Below are 24,669 nucleotides of genomic sequence, written 5' to 3'. Positions count from 1 at the left end.
TTCGCCAAGGACAACGGGACCGGCGGGGCGAGGTTGCACCGCTAGGGGCTATTTGCGGGATCAGGCAATAATCAAAGCCGATCAGGCATTGAAATCCAGGCCCCAGGCCTCGTACTGGTCCGGGTCTTCCGACCAGTTCTCCCGCACCTTCAGGAACAGCATCAGATGGACCGGCCGGTCCAGCATGCTGGCCAGTTCCTGCCGGGCCGCCATGGAGATGGACTTGATGCGGGAACCGCCCTTGCCCAGGATGATGGCTTTCTGGCTGTCACGCTGGACATAGACCACCTGGGAAATGCGGACGGAGCCATTCTCGAACTCCTCCCAGCTTTCCGTTTCCACAGTGGTGGCATAGGGCACTTCCTGGTGAAGCTGAAGGAACAGCTTCTCGCGCGTCACTTCCGCCGCCAGCAGCCGTTCCGGCATGTCGGAAAGCTGGTCTGCCGGGTACAGCCAAGGGCCCGCCGGCAGGGTACCGGCAATGTATTTCAGCAGCCCGGGCAGACCATCGCCCGTCAAAGCCGAGACCATGAACGTATCGGTGAAGATGCCATGGGCGGCGAATTGCTGCGCCAGTTCCAGCAACCGTTCCCGCTTGATCAGGTCGATCTTGTTCAGCACCAGGATGGCGGTGCGACCGGCTTCCTTCAGCCGTTCGACAATGCCCAGCGTGTCATCGTCAATCCGCTTCTGGCTGGCATCGAACAGCACGGCCACCAGATCGGCATCCGTTGCGCCTTGCCAGGCGGCGGCGACCATGGCGCGTTCCAGCCGCTTCTTGGGCGTGAAGATGCCGGGTGTGTCCACATAAAGGATCTGGCTGTCCCCTTCCGTCCCGATGCCCAGCACACGGGACCGCGTCGTCTGCACCTTGGGGCTGACGATGGAAATCTTGGACCCGACCAGCGCGTTCAGCAGCGTCGATTTCCCGGCATTGGGGGCGCCCACCAGCGCCACGAAGCCGCAGCGCGGATTTTCCGGCGGCGGGGGCGCGTCGGGGGACGTGTCCTGTCCGGACAGAAAGCGGGAAACAATATCGTCGTTGTTGTCGGTCATCGGGTCCTGGCAATACGAAGCAATTCATCGGCGGCGGCTTTTTCCGCCGCCCGTTTGGACGGGCCGCTGGCGGTAACGGGGTCAAACCCCGCCACCGTCACCCGCACCTGGAAGAGGGGCGCATGGTCCGGGCCGGTGCGGCCAATATCCTCATAAAGCGGCAAAGCGAGCCCGCGCGCCAGCGCCCATTCCTGAAGGCCGGTCTTCGGGTCCTGCGGGGGTGCGGCGCGGGCCTTCTCCAGCGGGGCATCCCAATGCCGCCGGATAAAGCGTTTTGCCGCCTCCAAACCAGCATCCAGATAGAGCGCGCCGATCACCGCCTCGCACGCATCGGCCAGGATGGCGGGCTTGATGCCGCCCTGGCTGCCCTGCTCACCAGGGGACAGCAGCAGATGGGCGCCAAGGCCGATCTTCTCCGCCACCACCACCAGCGCCTCGGCCCGGACCAGCGCCGTCAGGCGGCGGGCCAGCGCGCCCTCCGGCTCACTGGGAAACCGTTCCAGCAGCCATTCCGCCACCACCAGCCCCAGCACCCGGTCACCCAGAAATTCCAGCCGTTCATAGCCCTTGCCGGCGCTCCGGCGATCCAGCCCGCCCATGGACGGGTGGGTCAGTGCTTCGGTCAGCAGCAGGCGGTTGCCGAAAACATGGCCCAGCGTGGCCTCCAGATCAGCCGTCGCCGAAGCCGGCAATGCCTGTATGCGCCCACCACTCATTCAATCGCCTCCCACAGCCGGTCGGTCCGCAAGACCGACGGCCATTTCCAGAACTGCCAGATCGACGCCCCCTCATCCAAGGACAACAGGACATAGGTGGCGCGACCGACCATATTTTCCAGCGGGACCATGCCCACCGCATCCTCCACCCGGCTGTCCTGGGAATTGTCCCGGCTGTCGCCCATGGCGAAGACATAGCCGGGCGGCACCGTATAGACCGGGGTGTTATCCAGCGGATGATCATCGCCCAACATCTCGATTACGGGATGCTGGCGGCCATTGGGCAGGGTCTCGATATATTGCGGAGCGGTGAAGGTGCCGCCAAATGTCTCCACCACCACATAATCCGGCACGCGCATGCGCGGCACGGCATCGCCATTGATATAAAGCGTGCCGCCGATCATCTGGATACGGTCGCAGGGCAGGCCCACGATCCGCTTGATGTAATCAATGGACGTGTCCTTGGGCAGCTTGAACACGGCAACATCGCCCCGTTCCGGCATCCGGGCCAGCAGGCGGCCGGGCACGGCCTGGCAATCCTTGGTTACCGGCGGCGCCTTATCCCCGAACTGAAGGAAGCCCGGCAACGAATAACGGCTGAACCCGTAGGAGAATTTGGACACGAACAGATAATCACCCACCAGCAGGGTCGGCACCATGGAGCCGGTGGGAATGTTGAACATCTCAAAGCCGGTCGTGCGCACGCCGATGGCCAGCAGCAGGGCAATCAGGATGGTGCGCGCCGTCTCCCACCCGCCGCCGGTGCTGGCAGCCGGCAGTCGGACCGGCTTTATCTTGGCCTTCGTTTTGGAACGCGACGGGCTTTTCATGCGGGCGACCGGGCTGAAAGGACGACGAAGGCCTGGGCCAGCGGCGGTTCGTCCGTCATGGAAAGGTCGATCTGCGCCACCAGACCGGGAGGGGTCAGCATCGTCAGCCGGGCCAGCGCACCACGATGGAAGCACATTGTCGGCCGCCCATTGGCCGCCGACACCACTTCCAGATCACAGAAATGCACGCCTTCGGCATAGCCGGTACCCAGCGCCTTGGACGCCGCCTCCTTGGCGGCGAAGCGCTTGGCATAATAGGCCGTGCGGGCATTGGCAGCCATCGCATCCCCCCGCGCACGCTCCGCCGGGGTGAAGACACGCGCGGCGAAACGGTCGCCGAAACGGTCCAGGCTGGCCTGGATGCGGCGTATATCCACCAGATCGCTGCCAATGCCCAGGATCATGCGGCAGGCGTTCCCGCCACCGCGCGGGCAGCGTCCATACGGGAGCGCATCTCCGTCAGGACAGGCTCCAGACCGCTGAAAATCGCCTCCCCGATCAGGAAATGTCCGATATTCAGTTCCACAATGGTGGGGATGGCGGCGATAGGCGCCACATTGTCAAAGGACAGGCCATGGCCGGCATGGCATTCCAGGCCGATTTCCGCCGCATAAGCCGCCGCCGCGATCAGGCGGGACAGTTCCGCCTCCCGCGCCGCCGGGGTTTCGGCATCGGCGTAAGCACCGGTATGCAGTTCCACCACCGGCGCGCCCACCGCCACCGCCGCGTCAAGCTGGGCCTTGTCCGCGCCGATGAACAGGGAAACGCGGATACCCGCCTCCTTCAGCCGGGCGACATAGGGGCCCAGGTAATCCTGGTTGCCGACCACATCCAGCCCGCCTTCCGTCGTCCGTTCTTCCCGCCGCTCCGGCACCAGACAGGCGGCATGCGGGCGATGGCGCAGGGCGATGGCGGCCATTTCCTCGGTTGCCGCCATCTCGAAATTCAGCGGCTTGTCGATGCTGGCCATCAGCCGCTCGATATCCTCGTCCCGGATATGGCGGCGATCTTCGCGCAGATGGGCGGTGATGCCATCGGCCCCGGCCTCAATCGCCAGCAGGGCCGCCCGGACGGGATCGGGATGGGTGCCGCCGCGCGCGTTCCGCACGGTCGCCACATGGTCGATATTCACCCCCAGCCGCAGCGGCCTAGACATCATTCCGATCCTTCATGCGTGTGGCGGCCGCCGCCATCTTCGCACGGCGCCGGTCGATCCTGCGTTGCTGATAAAACCGGATAACCGGCTTGGCAACGAGATAGCTTACCGTACCCAAAACCAACCCCATCACCGAACCGCCCGTCAGCATCGGCAGGAAAACCTGCCAGGGGTGATCCAGCAGGAAGGTCAAGGTCAGATGGGTCTGGCTGTTATGGCCCGGCGCCACCCCCAGCAGCAGGCAGCCGAACCGGTAACTGGCGTACCAGATCGGGGCAAAGGTCCAGGGGTTGGCCACCACCGTGCCCAGCACCGCCGCCATCATGCTGGCCCGCAGGCTCCAGGCCAGCGCGAAGGCCAGCGGAATATGCAGCCCCAGAAGCGGCGTCATGGACAAGAACACCCCGCAGGCCAGCCCCAGGGCGATGGAATGGGCCGTGCCCTGGATGCGCCCCACCTTATAGGCGAAATAGCGCCCGGACCGACGCAGCCCCATGCTTGGCCACAACAGCCGGCGCAGCCGCCCGACCGGTGACAGGGGTTCTCGCCGCTTGAACATGATCTGGCCTGCCGTTCCTTCCAACCGTCCCCAAATCGGGAAACGGCTTTACCGCCCGCGTTCCACGGAATGGATCACAGGGGTCGCCCGCAGCGCCGCCATGATGTTGGTCAGATGCTTCACGTCATGGACATCCACATCGATCAGCATCTCAAAAAAGTCGGAGGTGCGGTTGGTGATCTTCAGATTGGTGATATTGCCGCCATTCTTGCCGATGACGGTGGAAAGATTGCCCAAGGCGCCCGTTTCATTGGCCACGACGACGGACAGGCGCCCGGCCATATCCTCCGTCATGCTTGCGTCCGGGTTCCAGGACACATCAATCCAGCGTTCCGGGCTGTCGTGGAAGCTTTCCAGCGTCTCACAGTCGATCGTATGGATCGTCACCCCCTTGCCGGTGGTGACGATACCGACGATCCGGTCGCCGACAATAGGATGGCAGCAGCGGGCATAATGCACGGCCATGCCAGGGATCAGACCCCGAATGGCCAGCGGCGTGCCCGTGCCCTTACGGGGCTTGGCCTTGGCGGCCACGGCTGCTGCCACCTTCTCGTCCGCCGCCGCCGGCGTGATGGTGCGATGGCCGGGGAAGATGGAGTTGAAGACATCGCGCGCGCCGGTCTGCCCGGCGCCGATGGCCGCCAGCAGATCATCCACGCCCTGCTGCTGATAAATCTTCAGAACGCCTTCGACGGCCTTTTCTGAATATTCATAGCCTTCCTGGCGGAACACGCGCTCCAGCAGGCCACGGCCCAGCTTGATATGTTCATCGCGCTGCTGGGTACGGACAAAGCGGCGGATGCGGGCCCGCGCCTTGCCTGTAATGACGAAATTTTCCCAGTCCGGCGAGGGCGAGGAATTCTTGGAGGTGAGCACCTCCACCTGATCGCCATTTTGCAGATGCGCGCGCAGCGGCTGCATCCGGCCATTGATCTTGGCGCCGACGCAGGTGTCGCCAACCTGGCTATGGACGGCATAGGCGAAATCAACCGGCGTCGCGCCCCGCGGCAGGGCGATCAGATCCCCCTTGGGCGTGAAGCAGAACACCTGATCCTGGAACAGTTCCAGCTTTGTATGTTCCAGAAACTCATCCGGCCGTGTGGCATGTTCCAGAATATCCAGCAGCTCACGCAGCCAGCGATATTGGCGGCCTTCGGTCTTGGGCGTGTCGGCGGGGGTCACACCCTGCTTGTAGGACCAGTGGGCCGCCACGCCCATATCGGCCACTTCATGCATGTCACGGGTGCGGATCTGCACCTCGATGCGCTGCTTTTCCGGACCGATGACCGTGGTGTGGATGGACTGGTAGCCGTTGGGCTTGGGCGTGGAGATGTAATCCTTGAACCGGCCCGGCACCACCGGATAGCGGCCATGGATCGTGCCCAGCGCCTGATAACATTCCCCCACCGAATCCACGACAATGCGGAAGGCCATCACGTCGGAAAGCTGCTCAAACGCCACATTCTTGGCGTGCATCTTGCGCCAGATCGAATAAGGCGATTTGCGCCGACCGCTGATCTCCGCCTCAGGGATCGGCGACTCGTTGCCAAGACAGATGGTCTTTTTCAGCTCATCAATGATGCGGTCGACCCGGCCGGCCCCGACCTTCTCCATCTCATCCAGACGGATCTTGATCGATTCATAGGCATCCGGGTTCATCTCCCGGAAGGAGAGGTCTTCCAGCTCATCCTTCCAGCGCTGGATACCGATGCGCTCCGCCAGAGGAACGTATATTTCCAACGTCTCACGGGCAATGCGACGGCGCTTCTCCGGCTTCAGGAACTGAAGCGTCTCCATATTATGGAGCCGATCAGCCAGCTTCACCAGCAGGACGCGGATATCCTCCGACATCGCCAGCACCAGCTTGCGGAAATTCTCCGCCTGCTTGGTACTTTCGCTCTGCTCGCCAATATTCTGAAGCTCAATACGCGACAGCTTGGTCACGCCATCAACCAGCCGCGCCACTTCCGGACCGAACAGACGCTGGATTTCCTCCAGCGTCGTCAGCGTATCTTCCACCGTGTCATGCAACAGGGCGGTGATAATGCTTTTGTGGTCCAGCTTCAGGCTGGTCAGCAGCCATGCCACCCAGATCGGGTGCATGTAATAAGGGTCGCCGCTGGCACGGGTTTGCGACCCGTGCGCCTTCATCGCGAAGACATAGGCGCGGTTGAGCGCATCTTCATCCGCGTTGGGGTCGTACCCCATGACGCGCTCAACCAGTTCGTACTGGCGGATAATCTTGGCCTGACGGTTCATGCGACACCGCCCGACAGAACGACATTACACCAGCACGGCCCTTCCATTTTGTATGTTCCGACGGCCTTTAGAGATCCTCGTCGGCCAAATCGGCGGCACCCAGATCACCCTCGGCGAAATCGGCGCCCAGATCATCATCAGCATCGCCACCGGCACGCGGCTCATCCTGGACCCAGCCAGCTTCGCCGGCCATCAGTTCCACGATTTCCTCTTCCGGCTCGTCCTGCTCCTGGACGCGCTGATGCCCCTTGATCAGGCTGTTCTTCAGCGCATCCAGAACCACCGTCTCATCAGCGATTTCGCGCAGGGCGACAACGGGGTTCTTGTCATTATCGCGATCGATCGACAGGGGCGAACCGGAAGCGATGTCGCGGGCGCGCTGGGCCGCCATCATCACCAGCTCAAAACGGTTCGGGATCTTTTCGACGCAATCTTCAACGGTAACGCGGGCCATTCCAACGACACTCCAGCGACGGTCAAGCCTTTATTTATATGGACCCGCCACGATCATTGCAAGAATCCCGCACACCATTTACGGCAAGGCAGCCCCGCCATGACGGGTCGGCTGCGGCACCATCGGCCGGATCGCCTGATCCGATGGCAGCATCGCAATCAGATCAGCAACGGAACGCCCATCAACCGGATGGCGCCAGTCGGGCGCCACATCGTGCAGGGGGTAGAGAACGAAGGCTCGGCCACTCAGCCTTGGGTGTGGGAGGACAGGACCAATCTCATTAATCATACCATTGTGATCGATCAGGTCCAAATCCAGAAGTCTGGCCTCGTTCACAGCGCGGCGGACCCGCCCGAATTCGGCTTCAACCTGATGCAGCAACGCCAGGAGCGCTTCGGCCGGCAGATCACAATCCACTGATGCCACAGCATTTACGAACCAGGGCTGGTCGGAAACCGGCACCGGCGCGGTTTCATAAAAACGCGAAAGGGCACAGATACGAACCCCCACCACCTCAAGCCGGTCCAGGGCCGCCAGGCAGATATCAACAGGCGACTTCCAGACGCCTGTTGACAAATTCGACCCAAGAGCAATCAATATCACGCGATTTTTCCAGTAAAATATTGTCGCGACCCACAGAATATGGGGACATCACGCGCAAGAGCGCTTGCCGTAAACGAAATGTTGACATACCGTGCCTGAACTTCCCTGCCTCTTGGCACGCAATCTCGGCACATCAGACCGGAAGCATTGCTGGCCATGATCTTTCCGCCTCGCTTAGCCGTGTGCGGTAGGTTTGGCGGGACCACCGCCCCGCATTCGACCGCGCGTTTCCTCGCACGGTGGATATCGGGACGGGGAAACATTTGTTGGTCGATTTAATTATTAACCAATCCAATACTGAGGCGAAGAAATGGCACGCAAGATTTTTTACCAGCAGGAACGGCTGGCAATGTTTATTGACGGCGCGAACCTTTATGCCGCCGCCCGCTCCCTTGGCTTTGACATTGATTACAAGCGCCTTCTAGAGTTGTTTGCGGCAGAAGGCCGCCTGATCCGCGCCTTTTACTACACGGCGCTTGTCGAAGATCAGGAATATTCGCCGATACGTCCGCTGGTCGACTGGCTGGACTATAACGGCTACACCATGGTCACCAAGCCGACCAAGGAATTCACCGATGCTTCCGGTCGCCGGAAGATCAAAGGCAATATGGATATCGAACTCGCCATCGACGTGATGGAGATGGCCGAGAATGTCGATCATATCCTGCTCTTCTCCGGTGATGGCGATTTCCGCCGTCTGGTCGAGGCGGTGCAGCGCAAGGGCGTGCGCGTCACCGTGATCAGCACCGTGCGTTCCACCCCGCCGATGGTGGCGGACGAATTGCGGCGTCAGGCCGATAATTTCCTGGAATTGCAGGATTTGGCCGGCGCCATCCAGCGCAGCCATGGGCCGCGCCATCAGCACCCGCCCCTGCAGCATGACCACACGCCGCAGGAAGACCATATGGTGCCCCAGCCGGAACAGCCCGACGAACCGCTGGAATAAGCCCCTATCCTTATTGTTTGAAGACCAGACGGACAGGGTATGCCCATGACCGCGCCAATCGGCGGCAGCCTGATCGTGCCTGATCGGGATTGCGGCCTGTGCCCCCGATTGGCGCAGTTCCGCGCCAGGAACCGTGAAACCTTTCCCTCCTATCATAATGCCCCCGTCCCGGCGTTCGGTACGTTGGACGGGCGGCTGCTGATCGTGGGCTTGGCGCCGGGCCTGCATGGGGCGAACCAGACGGGACGCCCCTTCACCGGCGATTATGCTGGCGATCTTCTCTATGACACGCTGATACGCTACGGGTTCGCCCGTGGCGCGTATGGCCGGCGGCCAGATGATGGGCTGGAATTGCTGGATTGCCGGCTGACCAATGCCGCCCGCTGCGTACCGCCGGAAAACAAGCCAACCCCGGCGGAAGTGGCAACCTGCCGCCAGTTCCTGATGTCAGAGGTTGCGGCGATGCGCAACTTGCGCGCCGTTGTGGCCCTGGGCACGGTCTCCCATGCCAGCACCCTGGCCGCCTTCGGCCTGCGGCCCGCCCATTACAAGTTTGGCCATGGCGCGCGTCATGAATTACGGCCAAACCTGATGTTGTTCGATAGCTATCACTGCTCCCGTTACAACACCAATACGGGCCGCCTGACAGCGCCCATGTTCCAAAGCGTGTTTGCTGACGTCCGCGCCCATATCGACCAATCGGCCTGAGGACGCATACCTATTCCCATCACGCCCCCTGGGGGACCGGCCCGTCAGATCAAGGCGGAGCCGACAATGAACCATGCGTACATGGTGGCAAAAAAGCCGGTGATGGCGACGAAATCCCGAACATAAGCGAAGCGGTTCATAACTGCCCTCCTTCGTTATCAGTGAAGGGAGCATGACAGAACAAAAAGCGAACATCAAGTCCTTTGGTTCACATTCCGTTCTCTTCATTTTTTATCGCATCGATAGAATCCGAAACCCTTCCGAAAGACCTATCCTGAAGGTTATATTTTTTGGCCAAATCCTTTTCTAACCCTTCGGTCAGTTGTGATGCGCTGAGGGGAACCATAGGCTGAGTTTCCCGAAAACCCTAGATGATTAGCCAATGTTCATCTCCACCTCCCCTACTCGGACCCGAGGACCGGATACTATCGGCAATAGTGCACGGCTGCGGAATGCCTATGACTATTGGCTAGGGCGCGGGAATGCGGACCGTTTGCCGGGGCGCCAGCATATCGACCCGGTGGAGATCCCGTCCCTGTTACCCGATGTCATGTTGCTGGATTGGGAGGAAGGGCATTATCGCTGCCGACTGGCGGGCACACGGATCGCGGAGCATCTGGGCCAAGAACTGACGGGCCGGATATTCAGCCAGGACGTTCTGGGCAACGCGTTCGATACCTGGATTCCAGCCCTTGAGGGGGTGCGGCGCAGCGGACGGCCGGACAGCACCCCCGAATTATGCTGGAAAGGGCGGGAGCATCACCCGTTCCAGTTTCTTTGTCTGCCTCTGGCACGCGACGGCCAGCATGTGGACAAGCTGATGCTCGTCTTCGAATGGCTGTAAAGCGGTGGCGGCACCCTTCTGGGGGCCCTACCAGCCACCCGGTTCAGGCGAATTGCGCCTCATAATCCGGTGGCTTGAAGCCCACCAGCAGCGTGTCCCCCACCGCCAGGACCGGCCGCTTGATCATGGATGGCTGTTCCAGCATGAGGGCGATGGCGCGCGGGCCGTCCAACCCTTCCTTGGCATCATCCGGCAGTTTGCGGAACGTGGTGCCCGCGCGATTGAGCAGCACCTGCCAGCCGACCCGGTTTTCCCACCCTTCCAGCGTCGCGCGGTCAATGCTGTCGGTCTTGTAATCATGAAAGCGATAGGCGATCCCGCGCGTATCCAGCCAGGTGCGGGCCTTCTTCATCGTGTCGCAATTCTTGATGCCATAGATGGTCACGTCGGCAGCCATGCCTTATCCTCCCCAGAACGGCCCGCACGGCCGCGCCCCCGTCCTACCAGCTTCGCCTTGCCTGTCAACGGTGGGCGACTGTGACCAAGGTCCGCCATGACCGATCCGTTCACCCTTTCCCGCTTCGTCAAGGCCCAGGCCACGCATTACGAGGCGGCACTGGCCGAACTGGCGGCGGGGCGGAAGGAAAGCCACTGGATGTGGTTTATCTTCCCCCAATTATTCGGGCTGGGCCGGTCCGCCATGGCCGATACCTATGGCATCAGCGGCCTGCCTGAAGCGCAGGCCTATCTGGCCCATCCCATCCTTGGCCCCCGTCTGGCCACCTGCACCCGGACCGTTCTGGACAGCGAGGCGGCCAGCCTGACCGACCTGTTCGGCACACCCGATGACATGAAATTCCGTTCCTGCATGACCCTGTTCGCCCTGGCGGACGGCAGCGCGGACAATCTTTATCAGACCGCCCTTTCCCGCTGGTGCGATGGGCACCCCGACCGCAACACGTTGATCTTGCTTAAGCGTCAGGGTTAGGATCGGGCACACGCCGTAATTGACTGACAATTACGCCACCCCGGATATCTCTGGCAGGAGGTTGGGGCTGGGATGCGAATGACAAAGGAAGCGCCCGACGATGAATGCCACGCTGTCCCGCCGCCTGTTCCTGGCCGGCACCGCCGCCTTGCCACTGGGGAGCGGCTTGCTCCACCGCCCTGCGGGGGCCTCGGCCCCATCGGTTGGCCCCGCCCCGCTGAACCCCCTGGTCCGCCAGCGCGCGGATGCCCAGATATTCCGCCATCCGGACGGGAATTATTATCTGACCGGCTCCGTGCCGGAATATGACCGGCTGATCATCCGGCGGTCGCCGACGCTGGCCGGTCTGTCTGCGGACAGCAGCGAGGCGGTTGTCTGGCGCCGCCCCGCCAGCGGCAAACTGGGCGGGTATATCTGGGCGCCGGAACTGCATTGGTTCGACGGCGCCTGGCATATTTATTTCGCGGCGGGTGACGGGGACCAGCCCTTCCATATCCGGACTTACGTGCTGGCCTGCCGGGATGCCGATCCGCTGACCGGTTCCTGGTCGATGCTAGGGCAGTTGGAAACGCCGTGGGACAGTTTTACCCTGGATTCCACCCTCTTCGATCATCGCGGCGTGCGCTATATCTGCTGGGCGCAGAAGGAACCGGGGATCGAAACCAACTCCAACCTTTATCTGGCCCCCCTGGCCACGCCCACCACGCTGGCCCGCCCGCCGGCGCGGCTGACCGTTCCAACGCTGGATTGGGAAACCCAGCGCTATAAGGTCGCCGAAGCCCCCGCCTTGCTGGCCCGCAATGGCCGCCTGTTCCTCACCTATTCCGCCAGCGCGACCGATGCGCGCTATTGCATGGGTCTGCTGACGGCGCCTGACGATGCCGACATCATGGACCCCGCCGTCTGGCAGAAATCGCCGCAGCCGGTCTTTGCCTCCAGCACAGAAACCAGCGTTTACGGCCCCGGCCATAACAGCTTCACGGTTGATGAACAGGGCCGCGATATCCTGGTCTATCACGGGCGCGATTATCGAGAAATTCAGGGCAATCCCCTGTTCGACCCCAACCGCCATACCCGCATCCAGCGCATTTACTACCGCGCCGACGGCACCCCTGATTTCGGCGTGCCGGTAGGGAATGGGACGCTGCCGGAACGGTTCAGTCCCATGGGCCAGACCGGGCGCTTCCTGGCCCGGGACGGGGAAAATCTGGGCATCGGTAATCCCGCCCTGCCCAACAGCCAGTTCCGGGCCGTGCCGGTGAATGTGGGGGCGGAGAGCTTCCTGCTCTCCCCCATCCTGCGTCCCGATCTGGCGGTGATGGCGGGAACGGGCAACAAGGTCACGCTCGCCCCGCGTGCCAGGGCCACTGCCGTCATCCGCCGCCAGGAAGCGGGCGACGGCGTCAGGCTGGTGCTGGCGGGGCAACCGGACCGCGCCTTGGCCATCGCGGGCAACCGGCTGACCCTGGCCGCCCCCGATGCCGACGCGGCCCGCTGGCAGGTGGATTGATCCCGCGCGGGCGGTAAACTCTGGTTCAATCCCCGTCGCCCTGATCGGGCACGGGGATATCCAGCCGCCCCGCCAGGGCTTTGGCCACGCTGGCACGGTCAGCCGGGGGGCGGTTCTGGCTCAGCTTCGCCTTGCCTTCCACCCTCTCCACCGTCAGCACCAGCCCGACAATCCCCCGCAATTGTGCAGCGATAAAATCGGCCGGCGCATCCGTCACCGCCCAGGGGGATGGCAGCCCCGCCTCCTCCCGCGTGGTAAGCCCGGTGATGATATCCATCAGCAGGGCCGGGTCCTCCGTCACGGACAGACGGCCATGGATATGGACCTGCCGATAGTTCCAGGTGGGCACCACCTTGTGATGCAGGGCCTTGGCCGGATACCAGGACGGGCTGACATAGGCATCCCCGCCATCAAAGATCGCCAAACTGGATGCCGCAGGGTCGAAATCCCGCCAATGCGGGTTGGCCCGGGCGATATGGCCCAGCAGCCGCCAGCCCGTCTCCGTCCGATCCAGCAGCAGGGGCAGGGCCGTTGCCTGCAAGCCGCTTCCCCCATCCCCCCGTCGTGACGGGCTGACCAAGGTGGCAAAGCGGCGCGCTTCAACCAGCGCCAATGCAGCATCCTGATCCATGGCAAAGGCGGGGGGCGTATACATGGCAGTAAATCCGGACAAGGGGCCGCAAAAGGGTGCATTCTTGATGCCCTGTCACTGGGTCCGGCGCATTCACGGATTTGTCATCACGACAAACTTGTCATGCACGCGGCCACCCCGCACCATCCCCCGCCCTTTCATTCAAGCCCGGTCCCCCATGTCCCTCCCCTCCTTCTCCACCGCCTTGCGCTTCTGGTTCTGGCTTGGCTGTGTCAGCTTTGGCGGGCCGGCAGGGCAGATTGCCCTGATGCAGCAGGAACTGGTGGAAAAACGGGGCTGGATCGACCAGAGGCGCTTTCTGCATGGGTTGAATTTCGCCATGCTGCTGCCAGGGCCAGAGGCGCAGCAACTGGCCACCTATATCGGCTGGCGCCTGCATGGCACAGCAGGAGGGCTGGCGGCGGGAGGGCTGTTCGTGCTGCCCGGTGCCCTGGTGCTGCTCGGCCTGTCCTGGCTGGCGGCAGCGCATGGCGATACAAGCTGGGTGGGCGCCTTGTTCGACGGGGTGAAGCCGGTGGTGGTGGCCATCATTGCCGCCGCCGTCTGGCGCCTGGGTCGCCGCACCTTGCAAGGCGTGCCGGCCCTGCTGCTGGCCCTGGCAGCCTTTCTCGCCCTGTTTGTCGCCAAGGCACCCTTTCCCCTGATCATCATTGGGGCTGGCGCCATTGGCTGGATCGCCGCCCGCAACGGCCGGCACTGGTTTGCCCCGGCTTTGGCAGGTGCCGATGATCCTTCCTTGCCGGAAGCCACATCAGCCAGAAGCGGCTGGTATCGGCTGATCCGTCTGGCCCTGATCTTCACCCTGCTGGGAGGTATCCCCGTCGCCATCCTGCTGGCCTTGCTGGGGATGGAACCCTGGGCCGATATTGCCACCCTGTTCACCAAGGCAGCCTTCGTCACCTTTGGCGGGGCCTATGCCGTGTTGCCCTATATCGGCACGGCGGCGGTGGAGCAATATCACTGGCTGCAGCCGGCTGACATGCTGAACGGTCTGGCTCTGGCGGAAAGCACGCCGGGGCCGCTGATCCTGGTCACCCAATATGTCGGCTTTTTCGCCGGCTGGAACCATCCAGGGCCGCTATCCCCCTTGCTGGCCGGCATTATCGGCAGTCTGCTGACCACCTATGCCACCTTCCTGCCCTGCTTCTTCTTCATCTTTGCCGGCGCGCCCCATGTGGAACGGCTGATCCATCATGCCCCGGCAGCCGGTGCCCTGGCGGCGATCGCCGCCGCCGTGGTGGGGGTTATCCTTAATCTCGGCGTCTGGCTGGGGCTGCATGTGCTGTGGCCGGACGGGCCGTCCCCCTTTGCCATCGCTGTCGCCCTGATCACCCTGGTGGTGGCCCTGCGCTTCAAGCTGGGGCTGCATTGGCTGGTGCTGGGCGGTGCCGTGGCCGGGCTGGCACGGGCAGCGCTGGGGGCGTGAGGCGAACCCCAAACGCGAAAGGGGCGCCGCAATGGGCGCCCCTTCATCAGTCAGGATCGGCAGTCAACCGGTCAGGCCCGGCTCACTCCTCGTAATCCTCGTCATCGTCCTTCGTTTCCGGCCCCACATCCACGTCGATCGGCACGCCGGGCTCGTACTTGGACTGGCGAATCGCCAAAGCCGATTTCACATGGCTGACATTGGGGGCCGCTGTCAGCTTCGTGGTCAGGAAGCGCTGGTAATTGTCCCAGTCCACCGCCACGATCTTCAACAGAAAATCCGTCTCGCCGGCCAGCATGTTGCATTCCCGAACCTCCGGCCAGCTATTGACCAGGGATTCGAAACGCTTCAGGTCCGATTCCGCCTGCGAGGACAGCCCCACCTGGGCAAAGACAGTGACGTGGAAGCCCATGGATTCAGGATTGATATCCGCGTGATAACCACGGATGTAATCCGCCTCTTCCAAGGCCCGGACACGCCGGAGACACGGGGGAGCGGAGATGCCGGCGCGACGCGCCAGCTCCACATTCGTCATCCGTCCGTCCGCCTGCAGATCGCGTAGGATGCGCCGATCAATTCGGTCGAGTTTAACCCGCCGCATGGTGATTTCTTAAACTCCAGGAGATCTTTGATTTGAGCAATGATATTACACGACAGCCCCGCCCCCGCAAGAGCGGGCCGGTCGAAACTGCCAAATTTCATGGCATTCTTGCTCTTTGAAGGCATGGATATAGCGCCATGGGATCATTGCCAAGCTGTTGGGTTATGTCAGATGGGCGGGCCGGGATTGAAAATCCCTGTCTGGGGCTGGCGGAGTCGATGGGGCTGACACCCCAGGTGAAGCGTATCGCCCTGCGCACGCCCTGGCAGCAGACGACGCCTTATCTGCCCTTGCCCGGTCTTTGGGCCCTGCCGCGGGTGCTGGCCGCCGGTGCAAGCCCCCTCACCCCGCCCTGGCCCGACCTGCTGATCACATCGGGGCGGCAGGCCGTAGGCCTGTCCATGCTGCTGGGGCGCCAGTCGCCGCGCATGGTGCGGGTGCATATCCAGAATCCGGGCGTGCCTTACAGCCGGTTCGATCTGGTGTCCCTGCCGCGCCATGATAACCGGCACGGCGCCAATGTGGTGGAAAGCACGGGCGCCATCCATCGGGTGACACCGGCAAAGCTGGAAGCGGCTGCCCGCCATTTTGCCCCGATCACCCAGGGGTTGGGGCGGCCGCTGGTGGCCGTCATGATCGGCGGTTCCAACCGGTTTTCCACCCTGACACCGGCAATCACGGCAACCCTGGCTGACAGGCTGGCAGCGCTTGCCCGCCAGGGCGCTGGGCTGATGATCACCACATCCCGCCGCACCGGCGCGGAAAATGAGGCGATCCTGCGGGAAAAGCTGGCCGGCCTGCCCCTGTTACTCTGGGATGGCACGGGGGAGAATCCCTATTTCGGCCTGCTGGCCCTGGCCGATGCCTTGATCGTGACGGCAGACAGCGTGGCCATGGTGTCGGAAGCCGCCAGCACCGGCAAACCGGTCCATATTATCGACCTCGCCGGAAATGCACCGAAATTCCAGCGTTTCCATGACCTGTTGCGCGCAGGCGGCGTCACCCGGCCCTTCCAGGGACAGGTGGAAAGCTGGACCTATCATCCCCTGGATGACACGGCACATCTGGCCGCCCGCACCTGGGAGATGCTGGCGACCAAGGCAGCCTTCACCCCACCCCGGCAGGCGGAGACGGGGTAAAGGCTGCATCAGCATGGGCCGCCGTCGCGCAGTCGGCGCGGGACCCTATCGGCCAAACCTGACCGATGGGATTAATCCAGGTGAGGGGCCGGCATGGCGTCGGCGGTTGGGGCTGGGGCATCGGGGTCACCCAAGGGGCGGACCATCATCACCCAGTCCAGCCAGCGGCCATGCTTGACCCCCAGCCCCGGAATGGTAGCGGCAGGCAGAAAGCCCATGGCGCGATGCAGCCCCAGGGAGCCACCATTACCGCCATCCCCGATCACCGCCACCATCCGGCGATAACCCAGCCGGGTGCAAAGATCGATCAGCGTGCGCAGCAACAGGCGCCCGATGCCCGACCCCTGGGCCTCTGGGGAGACATAGATGGAATTTTCTACCGTAAACCGGTAACCGGGCCGGTCCCGGAACGGACTGGCATAGGCAAAGCCCAGGACCCGCCCTTCCCGTTCCGCCACCAGGTAAGGATAGCCCTGGCTGCGCAATGCGGCGATACGGTGCCCCATTTCAGCCGCATCGGGGGCTATGGCCTCGTAGCTGGCGGTCCCTTCCGTGACATGGGGTTCGTAAATGGCAGCGATGGGGGTGGCATCCCCCGGACGGACGGATCGGATTGTCACGGCACTCATGGATAAGGCGTTCCCCCTGCTTTTATTATTGCCACCCGTTCTCCCGCCGGTTCCCCGCCGGTGGGCATATCGTCGGCATTCTAACGCCGCGGACGCAACAAGGCCGGTGACAAATCCCCCAATGCTGCAACCAGGCGTCCCATATGGACAGAGAGCGTGCCCAGATAAGGCCGGCGACACAAGCCCACTTCATCCATATAGAGCGAGCGGTTCAGCTCAATCTGCAAAGTATGGATACCCGTGGACGGACGACCATAATGCCGGGTGGTGTAGCCACCGGCATAGGGGATGTTGCGGCCCACCACATAGCCCAGCGCCGACAGGCACTCATCCGCCGCCGCCATCAGGGCTGGCGAGCAGGCACTACCGTAACAATCACCCAGCACCATATCCACGGCCCCGCATTCCGCGATTTCCGGCGGCAGGCCGATGGACGGCATGGAATGGCAATCCAACAGGATGCAATAGCCAAAGCGCGCCCGCGTCGCCTCCACCAGCCGGCGCAGGGCGGCATGATAGGGATAATAGCACCGCTCCACCCGCGCCACGGCGTCGGCAAAGCGCAGGCGGGTGCGGTAGATTTCCTCCCCACTGGCCACGATACGCGGCACCGTGCCCAAGCCGGCGGCAACACGCGGGCTGCGACTGTTCACGTAAGAGGGTAAGGGCCCGTCAAACATGCCGGGATCGAATTCGAACGGTTCCCGGTTGGGGTCCAGATAGGCCCGCGGGAACAGGGCCGTCAGCAGCGGCGCGCCCAGCGCCACGGCGGGGGCGAAAATCTCGTCGACGAAGCAATCTTCCGAACGGCGCAGCGCCACCCCGTCCAACCGGGACTGGGCCGTGAAATCCGCCGGATAGTCCCGCCCGCTATGGGGGGAGGCCAAGACCAGCGGCAAACGCCATTCCGCCGGCTGCAACAGGCGGTAAACCCCGTCCAGACCCTGTTCCGGGCCCGATAAGGTCTTGTTGCTCTCAGCATTGGGGACAGCATGCGGCTGGGTCATGAGATAAGGTGTAACGCAAACCATTCGCACCCGCCAGCGGACGGGAAGGCCCTTCGCAGATTCCGACTCTTTTCCCTGAAGTTGGGTGTTGCCAAGGGGCAATCCAGTTGCTATAAGCCCGCCCACCCCGGCGCGATGCACCGGGGGGCCTGTCGGATCGGGCGGTTAGCTCAGCGGGAGAGCACTACGTTGACATCGTAGGGGTCACTGGTTCAATCCCAGTACCGCCCACCATCCGGCAAAGTCGTTCCAGGCCGCCCCGCAGGCGGCCTTCGACATTTTACAGGTTCCCAAAGGTCGGGAACCATGGGATCGTTCCACCCCGTCAGGGACGTTCCAGGATTATCGGGCGGTTAGCTCAGCGGGAGAGCACTACGTTGACATCGTAGGGGTCACTGGTTCAATCCCAGTACCGCCCACCATCCCCTCCTCACCCTCTATATTTCCGGCGAAACCGCGCTCTACCGCGTCACTGTGGCCGTATTTCCCGCTTATTGGTTACCGATGAGATCGGCGCGCGTCATGCGCAGCACATTCTCCGGCACGTCCACCCATTCCCCAATCAGCCGGCCGGACATGAAGGCGACCCCCGCCTCTTCGCACAGTCGCTGCATGGCCCGGTCATCCACCCCCTCCACCGTCACCATAAGACGGAGCTTGGCGGCCATATGGCAGAAGCGGATCAGATCCGCTTGAACCTGGCCCGCCCGCAATCCCGGCGCCAGACGCAGAGAGGCCATCTTGGCACCCGATGCCGCCACAGCCGCCAGATCACCGCCGGCAATATCGACGACAATCATGATGCTGCGGCCAAAGGGGCGAAGGGTGGACACCATTTCCCCCAGGCGGCCTGCCGGCACGCCCTGAGGCGCACCCACAAGATGGAACGTGATGAAGGGCCGGATATGGGCAGGTATATCCTGCAATGCCGCCAGGAACTGACGCCGACGGGTCAAGACGGCCAGGCTTTCAAAATTCACCGGCAGGGACAGGAAAAAGCGGAAACGGTTCTCATAAAGCTCCAGGGCATCATCCACCGCGTTCTTGAGGATGAAAAGGTCCACGTCCAGGATTTCCTGCGGATCATCCGGACTTACAATGCAGTCATACCCCCAGACCGGGCTGCGCCCCGGACGGGTCCGGTAGCAGCGGGCAAGATAAGTAGACAGAACCTGACGCTTGGCATCCCAGACCGGACGATATTTGACCGACAGGGGCCCCATCGGCTGCGGCGCGGAGGCCGCCCACCCCCCAGCAGCCCCGCCGGCTGTCTGGGCATCACGGGCCGCGTGAAAGGATTGATGCAAGGCACCATCCAGCATGTCTTTCAAACGGGCGGGAACGAACATCACGTCAGCCCCGATTTCATGTACCGCCGTATGGACGGTAATGGATTCGGTATCCGCATGGCCCAGTAACAGGGTTTGCAGTTCCTCCACCACCTTGGCGCAGATCAGGCGCGCCTGTTCCGGCCCTAGGGTGGCGAAGACGACAACATAAGTACCATTGCCATGGCGGAACCAGGCATCGGTCGGTCCCAGATGCTGATCCAGCAGCTTTTCCGCCAGTTGCTGGATACGGCTGGATGCCGCCTCCCAGCGGTTACCTAGTTTTTCACGCAGGCTTTCGAGTCCCAGGAGATGGATGCTGCCCGCCTGGGTGGGATCCCGATGGCTGAGGATACGTGTCAGGTTGGCGGAAAGCTGGGGGCTTCCGATGCGCGGCGGCGGCTCATCCGGTGGGGGCGCAGATGGCGCAGCCGGGCCTTCCTTCTTCGCCTTTTCGGGGGGCGGAGTGGGCTTTTCTCCCTCCAGCAGGGCGATCAAGGCATCTACCAGGGAACGCATCGCCAGTTCCTCGTCGCTTCTCTACTTTAGGTTAATCCCACACCCTGGTTGTGTCATGCCGTAAAAACACTCCAAAGTGCAGTAGCGAATTTTCAACCTGTAATGGTTTTGGCTGAAAACGGCCCGTGACCTAAATCAATGCGGGCGCACAATCATTATGCCATCCCTTAGGCCAGGGCAGAACAAGAATAGGAAGGCAGAAATGACGCCACCAGCCGGCAGCAGACCGGCGCTCACGGGACGGGAGCGCACCTTCGCCGATGACGAGCTGATCGTCACCAAGACCGATCGCGGTGGCCGCATTACCTATGCGAATCGGACCTTTTTACGTTTGGCGGGATATGGCGAAGCAGATGTGTTGGGCAAGCCGCACAATCTGATCCGCCACCCCGACATGCCACGGGTCGTTTTCAAACTATTGTGGGATCGGATCGGCAGCGGCCAGGAAATATTCGCCTATGTGCTGAACCGGTCGATGAACGGTGATCATTACTGGGTTTTCGCCCATGTCACGCCGTCACGCGACGCGGACGGGACCATCACCGGTTATCATTCCAACCGCCGCACAGCCGACCACCGTGTTGTGACCGACATCATCACCCCGCTTTACGCCGCCCTTTCAGCCGAAGAGGCCAAACATGACCGCATCCGCGAGTCCATGGCGGCCAGTGAAGCACTTCTGACGGGCAAGCTGCGGGAACGGGGACAGACCTATGACCAATTCATCTTCTCTCTCTAAGGCGCAGATAACGGCCGGCGTCGCCCTGGCAGGCGGCGTGGTGGCAGTCGCGGGGTGCCTTTCGGGCATCGGCTGGCTGGCTGGCATCGGCGGCGGTATCACCCTGGCCGGCACGGGAGCCGCATTATATTTGCTGACCCGGGCCCATCGCACGATGGTGGATGCTGGCGCGATCATGGCCCGGCTGGCACGTGGCGATTACGAGGCGCGCGTGACCGGCATCCGTGAAGGCGGAGAGTTGGGGGCGCTTCTGCACGGCATCAATGATATGGCCGACCGGGCCGACGCCTTCGTGCGGGAGGCCACCGCGTCGCTGGAAGCCGTGACCCAGCAGCAATATCACCGCCGGGTGATTGAAAAGGGCATGCTGGGCACCTTCCTGACCGGCAGCCGGGTCATCAACGCCGCTACCGGCACCATGGCCGCCAAGGTGGACCAGTTCCGGGGCATGGCGGACCGGTTCGAGGGCACGATTCGCACCGTGGTGGACCAGATGGCCCGCGCCGCCGGGGAGATGGAAGTGGCCGCCCATTCCATGTCTGAGGCGGCTGAAGGCACCAACCATGAAAGCATGGCCGTGGCGGCCGCCGCTGAAGAATTGACCGCCTCCATCCGCGCCATCACCGATCAGGTGGACCGGTCGCGCACCGTCACCGATCAGGCGGTGATCCGCGCCCGCGCCGCCAATGACCGGGTCGGCATGCTGTCAGATGCCGCCGACCGGATCGGGGCGGTTGTGGCCTTGATCCAGGAGATCGCGGCCCAGACCAATCTTCTGGCCCTGAACGCCACCATCGAAGCGGCACGCGCCGGGGAAGCCGGCAAAGGCTTCGCCGTCGTGGCATCGGAGGTGAAGAACTTGGCCGGACAGACCGCCAGGGCCACGGAAGATATCCAGACCCAGGTGGCTGGGATCCAGAGCGCTGTCCGGTCCGCCGTGGACAGTATCGGCGAAATCGTACAGGTCATCGCGGATGTGAATGGCGGCGCCGTCGCCATCGCCGCCGCTGTGGAGGAACAGGGCACCGCCACCGGGGAAATCGCCCGCAATGTCGATCAGGCGGCGCGCGGCACATTGGACGTGTCCGATCGGATCACCACCGTCACCCGCGCCGCCGCCGATACCGGTGCCGCGTCGGCCCAGGTGCTGGGCTCCGCCGCCGGGCTGGCACAGCAGGCAGCCGCGCTGGACAAGGAGATGGAGGCTTTCCTGACGGCCTTGCGCAAGGTTGTGTGATAGCGGTGGTGCGGCCCCCCGAACGGCATTATTGACGCTGGTTGAACAGAATCGTCGATTTTTCGCCTTTATTGGGTTTGACGCAGAACCATGGCGTCACCACATTGCTGCGAACGCCCTGCATCCGACGGAGGTCAGCCATGTCGCAGCATCCTACCCGCCGTGAATTCCTTCAGCGTTCAGGCCTGTCTCTGGCCGGCGGCTTTGCCCTTGCCGCCGGTGGTGGCGGCCTGATCGGTGGCCTGCTGGCCATGCCGGCCCTGGCCGCAGCCGGGACCGTGGGGCAGGCAGCCCCCGCCTTCACCGGCACCGATATTGACGGCAAGCCCGTCAGCCTTGCCGATTACAAGGGAAAGCTGGTGATCCTGGAATGGACCAACCATGGCTGCCCCTTTGTGCGTAAACACTATGACAGCGACAATATGCAGGCGCTTCAGCGCCAATATACCGGCCAGGATGTCGCGTGGCTGACCATCATCAGTTCCGCCCCCGGTGAGCAGGGCCACGTGACGCCGGAAGAGGCAAAGGCCCGGATCGGGTCGGAGAAATGGGCCGCTACCAAGGTGATCCTGGACCCGGCGGGCGAGATCGGCCGCGCCTATGACGCCAAGGTGACGCCGCATATGTATATTATCGGCAAGGATGGCACCCTGCTCTACAACGGCGCGATCGACGACAAGCCGACCAGCAAGCAGGAAGACATCAAGGGCGCCACCAATTACGTGCAGGCGGCCATGGCCGATATCCAGGCCGGACGCGCAGTACAGGTCGCGACCAGCCGCCCTTATGGCTGTAATGTGAAATATTCAAAGACCACGACCTGATTGGTCGGTCTGGTTTTTCCCGCAAAGCCCCTGGTCACGGCTAGGGGCTTTTTCATGCCCTGATCCGGTAATTTCACTACGCAAAACCTATCCGGCGGCACGGCAAGAAAAAAGGCCGTGGCAATGCCACGGCCTGAGTTTAGGGAGGAAACGCCCAAGAAGTGCGTTACGACAGAGGGCATAGGGCCGTGTCGCAAGACAGACTATGACCGCAGCGCCCCCATTGTGCAAGTGCAAAATAACAAACCCGGCATGCGCGCGTGTTCTGACGTTGCTCAACAACTTACCCCGCCACCCCAGGTCGGACCCCTGCTGCGACGCAGCGAACATCGGCCATTCCGCCACAGGTATTTTCCGCACCTGCAAAGTTTTTGCCCGCAAAGGGGGCCGAAATCCGTTGTCTGGTGTTACCCTGTGCGGAGTGGCGCCCTCCGGCCGGACTTTGGCGTCCATCCCGATTATTCCCCGGCCGGACGCGATGGGGAGTTCAGGAGGACCGGACGTGGACAGGCTTGTTATCATCTCAAATCGTGTTGCCCCCGTTACCGAAGGCAAGAGCCAGGCTGGGGGCCTGGCTGTGGCGATCCTTGAGGCTTTGCGCCGGCAAGGGGGCATCTGGTTCGGCTGGAACGGGGAGATGATTGAAGAGGAGCAGACCGATCCCGGCCCCACCATAACGGAATCCGAACAGATCACTTATGCCACCATGCCGTTGAAGCGGCGCGATCTTGAGGAATATTACAACGGCTACGCCAATGCGACGCTCTGGCCGCTTCTGCATTATCGGCTTGATCTCGCCAACTTCGATAACGCTACCTATGAAGGCTATCGCCGCGTCAATGCCCTGTTCGCTGACCGGCTGTCCCCGATGCTGCGGGACAAGGATCTGGTCTGGGTGCATGATTACCATCTGATCCCGCTGGGATCGGAATTGCGCCAGCGGGGCTGTCGGCAGCGCATCGGCTTTTTCCTGCACACGCCCTGGCCGTCTTCGGAAATGTGGCAGGCCCTGCCCGCCCATGCCGAACTGGTCCGCGCGCTCTGTGCCTATGATCTGGTCGGCTTCCACACCGCCGATGATCTGAACTGTTTTGCCCAATGCGTCACCAATACCGGCGCCGGCGCGGTGGAGGTGATGGAAGATGGCGTTTCCCTGCGCATCGTCACGCCGGAACGGGTGGTGACCGGGCGGGTCTTTCCCATCTCCATTGATACCGCGCATCTGGAAACCCTGGCGCGGCAGGCCGCCCGCTCTTCGCATACAAGACGCCTGCGCGACAGTCTGGTCGGCCGGTCGCTGATCATCGGCGTGGACCGGCTGGATTATTCCAAGGGCCTGCCCCAGCGCTTCAACGCCTTCCAGGAATTGCTGGAACGGTACCCCCAGAATCAGAGCCGGGTCAGCTTCCTCCAGATCGCCCCGCCCTCCCGGTCCGATGTAACCGAATATCAGCAGATCCGGCGGGAGCTGGAGACGATGGCCGGCCATATCAACGGCCATTATGCCGAATTCGACTGGGTGCCGATTCGCTATCTGAACAAGAGTTTCGGCCGCCGCACCCTGGCAGGCTTCTACCGCCATGCCCGGGTCGGTCTGGTGACACCGCTGCGCGACGGCATGAACCTGGTGGCCAAGGAATATGTCGCCTGCCAGAACCCGGAGGATCCCGGCGTTCTGGTCCTGTCCCGCTTTGCCGGGGCCGCGCGGGAAATGGATGGCGCACTGATCGTGAACCCCTATGACACGGCAGAAGTGGCGGAAAACCTGCAACGTGCCCTGCATATGGGGCTGGAGGAACGGCTGGAGCGCCACGCCACCATGATCGCCCAACTCCGCCGCTATGACATCACCCGCTGGCGGGAGGATTTCGTGGCGGCCCTGGAAGGCGGGAATGCCGGCAATGCGGGGGCGGAAAGCCTGCCTTCCATTGACTTTCCGCGCCAATTCGCCTAAACGCCCACCTACATTTTTCACGGCGTACAGCACCCCTGGAGGCTG

Annotated in this window: 26 protein-coding genes and 2 tRNA genes; 13 read left to right on the top strand and 15 right to left on the bottom strand. The window is 62.8% G+C overall.

The annotated features are described in order from the left end of the window. Window positions 1-81: 81 nt before the first annotated feature. From era to folK, 9 genes are all read right to left on the bottom strand, one after another. Window positions 82-1,056: a GTPase Era gene (gene era, locus G473_RS0115875; RefSeq protein ID WP_084438217.1), complete on the bottom strand. Its 975-nt coding sequence runs from the start codon at window positions 1,054-1,056 to the stop codon at window positions 82-84. Further along, on the bottom strand, window positions 1,053-1,772 hold the full coding sequence (gene rnc / locus G473_RS0115870) for a ribonuclease III (protein ID WP_029013907.1): 720 nt from the start codon (window positions 1,770-1,772) through the stop codon (window positions 1,053-1,055). The genes era and rnc overlap by 4 nt, the downstream gene beginning before the upstream one ends. Further along, complete coding sequence (gene lepB, locus G473_RS0115865; RefSeq protein ID WP_084438215.1) at window positions 1,769-2,602, bottom strand: signal peptidase I; 834 nt, start codon at window positions 2,600-2,602, stop codon at window positions 1,769-1,771. Before lepB ends, rnc begins: the two co-directional genes overlap by 4 nt. Beyond that, on the bottom strand, window positions 2,599-3,006 hold the full coding sequence (gene acpS, locus G473_RS0115860) for a holo-ACP synthase (protein WP_029013905.1): 408 nt from the start codon (window positions 3,004-3,006) through the stop codon (window positions 2,599-2,601). The genes lepB and acpS overlap by 4 nt, the downstream gene beginning before the upstream one ends. Further along, complete coding sequence (locus tag G473_RS0115855) at window positions 3,003-3,758, bottom strand: pyridoxine 5'-phosphate synthase (RefSeq protein ID WP_154667468.1); 756 nt, start codon at window positions 3,756-3,758, stop codon at window positions 3,003-3,005. Before G473_RS0115855 ends, acpS begins: the two co-directional genes overlap by 4 nt. Then, a complete protein-coding gene (locus tag G473_RS27270; protein ID WP_051330343.1) occupies window positions 3,751-4,317 on the bottom strand; it encodes a DUF2062 domain-containing protein in 567 nt (188 codons plus the stop codon). The genes G473_RS0115855 and G473_RS27270 overlap by 8 nt, the downstream gene beginning before the upstream one ends. Window positions 4,318-4,365: 48 nt before the next feature. Next, window positions 4,366-6,576, bottom strand: coding sequence for a RelA/SpoT family protein (locus G473_RS0115845; RefSeq protein WP_245580081.1), 2,211 nt, complete (start codon window positions 6,574-6,576; stop codon window positions 4,366-4,368). Window positions 6,577-6,643: 67 nt separating this feature from the next. Beyond that, the gene (gene rpoZ / locus G473_RS0115840; RefSeq protein ID WP_029013902.1) at window positions 6,644-7,030 is read right to left on the bottom strand and encodes a DNA-directed RNA polymerase subunit omega; all 387 of its coding nucleotides are present in this window, start codon (window positions 7,028-7,030) and stop codon (window positions 6,644-6,646) included. 78 nt (window positions 7,031-7,108) lie between these two features. Beyond that, complete coding sequence (folK, locus tag G473_RS27265; RefSeq protein ID WP_035707495.1) at window positions 7,109-7,633, bottom strand: 2-amino-4-hydroxy-6-hydroxymethyldihydropteridine diphosphokinase; 525 nt, start codon at window positions 7,631-7,633, stop codon at window positions 7,109-7,111. A gap of 310 nt (window positions 7,634-7,943) precedes the next feature. Between folK and G473_RS27260 the strand changes: the two genes are divergently transcribed. The 3 genes from G473_RS27260 to G473_RS0115815 all read left to right on the top strand — a co-directional run bounded on the left by G473_RS27260 (window position 7,944) and on the right by G473_RS0115815 (window position 10,131). Continuing rightward, a complete protein-coding gene (locus tag G473_RS27260) occupies window positions 7,944-8,579 on the top strand; it encodes a LabA-like NYN domain-containing protein (RefSeq protein ID WP_051330342.1) in 636 nt (211 codons plus the stop codon). A 45-nt stretch (window positions 8,580-8,624) separates the two neighbouring features. Then, the gene (locus G473_RS0115825; protein WP_029013901.1) at window positions 8,625-9,287 is read left to right on the top strand and encodes a uracil-DNA glycosylase family protein; all 663 of its coding nucleotides are present in this window, start codon (window positions 8,625-8,627) and stop codon (window positions 9,285-9,287) included. 382 nt (window positions 9,288-9,669) lie between these two features. After that, entirely contained in the window at window positions 9,670-10,131 is a 462-nt protein-coding gene (locus G473_RS0115815) for a PAS domain-containing protein (RefSeq protein ID WP_084438213.1), read from the top strand. Window positions 10,132-10,174: 43 nt separating this feature from the next. On the opposite strand, the gene G473_RS0115810 is transcribed toward G473_RS0115815, so the two are convergent. Next, on the bottom strand, window positions 10,175-10,528 hold the full coding sequence (locus G473_RS0115810; protein WP_029013899.1) for an ArsC family reductase: 354 nt from the start codon (window positions 10,526-10,528) through the stop codon (window positions 10,175-10,177). 96 nt (window positions 10,529-10,624) lie between these two features. Here G473_RS0115810 and G473_RS0115805 point away from each other — a divergent pair, with 96 nt between their 5' ends. Together G473_RS0115805 and G473_RS0115800 are read left to right on the top strand one after the other, a co-directional pair. Beyond that, window positions 10,625-11,059, top strand: a complete 435-nt coding sequence (locus tag G473_RS0115805) for a DUF1810 domain-containing protein (RefSeq protein ID WP_029013898.1) — start codon at window positions 10,625-10,627, stop codon at window positions 11,057-11,059. A 100-nt stretch (window positions 11,060-11,159) separates the two neighbouring features. After that, entirely contained in the window at window positions 11,160-12,569 is a 1,410-nt protein-coding gene (locus tag G473_RS0115800) for a glycoside hydrolase family 43 protein (RefSeq protein WP_029013897.1), read from the top strand. Window positions 12,570-12,594: 25 nt separating this feature from the next. Here G473_RS0115800 and G473_RS0115795 read toward each other — a convergent pair whose 3' ends face one another. Continuing rightward, window positions 12,595-13,224, bottom strand: a complete 630-nt coding sequence (locus G473_RS0115795; protein WP_029013896.1) for an FMN-binding negative transcriptional regulator — start codon at window positions 13,222-13,224, stop codon at window positions 12,595-12,597. A gap of 154 nt (window positions 13,225-13,378) precedes the next feature. Here G473_RS0115795 and chrA point away from each other — a divergent pair, with 154 nt between their 5' ends. Next, window positions 13,379-14,647, top strand: a complete 1,269-nt coding sequence (gene chrA / locus G473_RS0115790; protein ID WP_051330340.1) for a chromate efflux transporter — start codon at window positions 13,379-13,381, stop codon at window positions 14,645-14,647. An 82-nt stretch (window positions 14,648-14,729) separates the two neighbouring features. On the opposite strand, the gene G473_RS0115785 is transcribed toward chrA, so the two are convergent. Next, complete coding sequence (locus G473_RS0115785) at window positions 14,730-15,248, bottom strand: Lrp/AsnC family transcriptional regulator (RefSeq protein ID WP_029013894.1); 519 nt, start codon at window positions 15,246-15,248, stop codon at window positions 14,730-14,732. A 164-nt stretch (window positions 15,249-15,412) separates the two neighbouring features. Here G473_RS0115785 and G473_RS27255 point away from each other — a divergent pair, with 164 nt between their 5' ends. Further along, window positions 15,413-16,387: a mitochondrial fission ELM1 family protein gene (locus G473_RS27255; protein WP_084438211.1), complete on the top strand. Its 975-nt coding sequence runs from the start codon at window positions 15,413-15,415 to the stop codon at window positions 16,385-16,387. 71 nt (window positions 16,388-16,458) lie between these two features. On the opposite strand, the gene G473_RS27250 is transcribed toward G473_RS27255, so the two are convergent. Together G473_RS27250 and G473_RS0115770 are read right to left on the bottom strand one after the other, a co-directional pair. Then, a complete protein-coding gene (locus G473_RS27250; RefSeq protein WP_035707492.1) occupies window positions 16,459-17,016 on the bottom strand; it encodes a GNAT family N-acetyltransferase in 558 nt (185 codons plus the stop codon). Between the two features lie 80 nt (window positions 17,017-17,096). Next, window positions 17,097-18,023, bottom strand: a complete 927-nt coding sequence (locus G473_RS0115770; RefSeq protein ID WP_029013893.1) for an N-formylglutamate amidohydrolase — start codon at window positions 18,021-18,023, stop codon at window positions 17,097-17,099. A 159-nt stretch (window positions 18,024-18,182) separates the two neighbouring features. On the opposite strand from G473_RS0115770, the gene G473_RS0115765 reads away from it, so the two are divergent. Beyond that, window positions 18,183-18,257 (top strand) — tRNA-Val (locus tag G473_RS0115765). A 113-nt stretch (window positions 18,258-18,370) separates the two neighbouring features. Then, window positions 18,371-18,445, top strand: a tRNA-Val gene (locus G473_RS0115760). Window positions 18,446-18,514: 69 nt separating this feature from the next. On the opposite strand, the gene G473_RS0115755 is transcribed toward G473_RS0115760, so the two are convergent. Beyond that, entirely contained in the window at window positions 18,515-19,870 is a 1,356-nt protein-coding gene (locus G473_RS0115755) for a hypothetical protein (RefSeq protein ID WP_029013892.1), read from the bottom strand. Between the two features lie 202 nt (window positions 19,871-20,072). Between G473_RS0115755 and G473_RS0115750 the strand changes: the two genes are divergently transcribed. From G473_RS0115750 to otsA, 4 genes are all read left to right on the top strand, one after another. Continuing rightward, window positions 20,073-20,609 (top strand): PAS domain-containing protein, encoded by a 537-nt coding sequence (locus G473_RS0115750; protein ID WP_029013891.1) that lies wholly within the window; start codon window positions 20,073-20,075, stop codon window positions 20,607-20,609. Next, window positions 20,584-21,846 (top strand): methyl-accepting chemotaxis protein, encoded by a 1,263-nt coding sequence (locus tag G473_RS0115745; protein ID WP_029013890.1) that lies wholly within the window; start codon window positions 20,584-20,586, stop codon window positions 21,844-21,846. The genes G473_RS0115750 and G473_RS0115745 overlap by 26 nt, the downstream gene beginning before the upstream one ends. Window positions 21,847-21,986: 140 nt before the next feature. After that, window positions 21,987-22,670 carry a thioredoxin family protein gene (locus G473_RS0115735; RefSeq protein WP_035707489.1) on the top strand — a complete coding sequence of 228 codons (684 nt, stop codon included), beginning with the start codon at window positions 21,987-21,989 and terminating at the stop codon, window positions 22,668-22,670. A gap of 502 nt (window positions 22,671-23,172) precedes the next feature. Further along, entirely contained in the window at window positions 23,173-24,624 is a 1,452-nt protein-coding gene (otsA, locus tag G473_RS27245) for an alpha,alpha-trehalose-phosphate synthase (UDP-forming) (protein WP_051330337.1), read from the top strand. Window positions 24,625-24,669: the final 45 nt, after the last annotated feature.

Origin of the sequence: Niveispirillum irakense DSM 11586 (genome assembly GCF_000429645.1) — a bacterium.
GTDB lineage: Bacteria > Pseudomonadota > Alphaproteobacteria > Azospirillales > Azospirillaceae > Niveispirillum > Niveispirillum irakense.
Note: the sequence above shows the minus strand (reverse complement) of the source record. Positions and strands in the feature narration are given on the sequence as shown.

Coding starts and splice junctions, on each gene's coding strand:
- era (WP_084438217.1), bottom strand. CDS start 1,056: ATGACCGACAACAACGACGATATTGTTTCCCGCTTTCTGTCCGGACAG.
- rnc (WP_029013907.1), bottom strand. CDS start 1,772: ATGAGTGGTGGGCGCATACAGGCATTGCCGGCTTCGGCGACGGCTGAT.
- lepB (WP_084438215.1), bottom strand. CDS start 2,602: ATGAAAAGCCCGTCGCGTTCCAAAACGAAGGCCAAGATAAAGCCGGTC.
- acpS (WP_029013905.1), bottom strand. CDS start 3,006: ATGATCCTGGGCATTGGCAGCGATCTGGTGGATATACGCCGCATCCAG.
- G473_RS0115855 (WP_154667468.1), bottom strand. CDS start 3,758: ATGTCTAGGCCGCTGCGGCTGGGGGTGAATATCGACCATGTGGCGACC.
- G473_RS27270 (WP_051330343.1), bottom strand. CDS start 4,317: ATGTTCAAGCGGCGAGAACCCCTGTCACCGGTCGGGCGGCTGCGCCGG.
- G473_RS0115845 (WP_245580081.1), bottom strand. CDS start 6,576: ATGAACCGTCAGGCCAAGATTATCCGCCAGTACGAACTGGTTGAGCGC.
- rpoZ (WP_029013902.1), bottom strand. CDS start 7,030: ATGGCCCGCGTTACCGTTGAAGATTGCGTCGAAAAGATCCCGAACCGT.
- G473_RS27260 (WP_051330342.1), top strand. CDS start 7,944: ATGGCACGCAAGATTTTTTACCAGCAGGAACGGCTGGCAATGTTTATT.
- G473_RS0115825 (WP_029013901.1), top strand. CDS start 8,625: ATGACCGCGCCAATCGGCGGCAGCCTGATCGTGCCTGATCGGGATTGC.
- G473_RS0115815 (WP_084438213.1), top strand. CDS start 9,670: ATGTTCATCTCCACCTCCCCTACTCGGACCCGAGGACCGGATACTATC.
- G473_RS0115810 (WP_029013899.1), bottom strand. CDS start 10,528: ATGGCTGCCGACGTGACCATCTATGGCATCAAGAATTGCGACACGATG.
- G473_RS0115805 (WP_029013898.1), top strand. CDS start 10,625: ATGACCGATCCGTTCACCCTTTCCCGCTTCGTCAAGGCCCAGGCCACG.
- G473_RS0115800 (WP_029013897.1), top strand. CDS start 11,160: ATGAATGCCACGCTGTCCCGCCGCCTGTTCCTGGCCGGCACCGCCGCC.
- G473_RS0115795 (WP_029013896.1), bottom strand. CDS start 13,224: ATGTATACGCCCCCCGCCTTTGCCATGGATCAGGATGCTGCATTGGCG.
- chrA (WP_051330340.1), top strand. CDS start 13,379: ATGTCCCTCCCCTCCTTCTCCACCGCCTTGCGCTTCTGGTTCTGGCTT.
- G473_RS0115785 (WP_029013894.1), bottom strand. CDS start 15,248: ATGCGGCGGGTTAAACTCGACCGAATTGATCGGCGCATCCTACGCGAT.
- G473_RS27255 (WP_084438211.1), top strand. CDS start 15,413: ATGTCAGATGGGCGGGCCGGGATTGAAAATCCCTGTCTGGGGCTGGCG.
- G473_RS27250 (WP_035707492.1), bottom strand. CDS start 17,016: ATGAGTGCCGTGACAATCCGATCCGTCCGTCCGGGGGATGCCACCCCC.
- G473_RS0115770 (WP_029013893.1), bottom strand. CDS start 18,023: ATGACCCAGCCGCATGCTGTCCCCAATGCTGAGAGCAACAAGACCTTA.
- G473_RS0115755 (WP_029013892.1), bottom strand. CDS start 19,870: ATGCGTTCCCTGGTAGATGCCTTGATCGCCCTGCTGGAGGGAGAAAAG.
- G473_RS0115750 (WP_029013891.1), top strand. CDS start 20,073: ATGACGCCACCAGCCGGCAGCAGACCGGCGCTCACGGGACGGGAGCGC.
- G473_RS0115745 (WP_029013890.1), top strand. CDS start 20,584: ATGACCAATTCATCTTCTCTCTCTAAGGCGCAGATAACGGCCGGCGTC.
- G473_RS0115735 (WP_035707489.1), top strand. CDS start 21,987: ATGTCGCAGCATCCTACCCGCCGTGAATTCCTTCAGCGTTCAGGCCTG.